1 protein-coding gene is annotated in these 594 nt (G+C 75.8%); it reads left to right on the top strand.

Annotation, left to right across the window (positions count from 1 at the left end; translation table 11 throughout):
- On the top strand, positions 1–594 hold a 594-nt coding region (locus ACI79H_RS19295), incomplete at both ends, for a DUF222 domain-containing protein (RefSeq protein ID WP_456556039.1).

The following is a 594-nucleotide window of genomic DNA, read 5'->3' as shown; positions in this document are numbered from 1 at the left end:
TCGATGGCCTCGTGGCTGCGCGGGCACCACCGGATGTCGGCGGGTGCGGCCAACGCGCTCGTGCGCAACGGGCGGGCGCTGGAGCAGCTGCCGGCACTCGCTGCGGCCGCTGCGGCCGGAGGTGTCACTGCCGAGGCGGTGGCGGCCATCGCACCGGTGACGTCACCGGAGAACCTGGCCCGGGCCGAGGAGCAGGGCGTGGACGTCGGCGCGGTCGACCAGGCGCTGGCCCGGGTTGCTGCGACCCGGCCGCACGCCGACCTGCGGCAGGTCGTCGGGCACTACCTGGCCCGGCTCGACCCCGACGGCACCGAGCCCGACCCCACCGAGTCCCGCAGCCTGGTCACCGCCCGCGACAGCGACGGTGCGGTCACCGGCCGGTTCGTCCTCGACGCGATCGGCGGGGAGAAGGTGCTCGCCGCGATCGAAGCGATCCGGCAGGCGTCGCGTCCCGCCGGGGACACCCGCAGCCGCGCCCAGCAGTCCGCCGACGCCCTCGTGCAGCTCGCCGACAACGCCCTGGCCTCCGGCACGCTCCCCACGATGCGGACCGTCAAGCCGCACGTCGCGGTCACCATCGACCTCGACGACCTC

It is taken from the genome of Blastococcus sp. SYSU D01042 (assembly GCF_054050515.1).
Note: the sequence above shows the minus strand (reverse complement) of the source record. Positions and strands in the feature narration are given on the sequence as shown.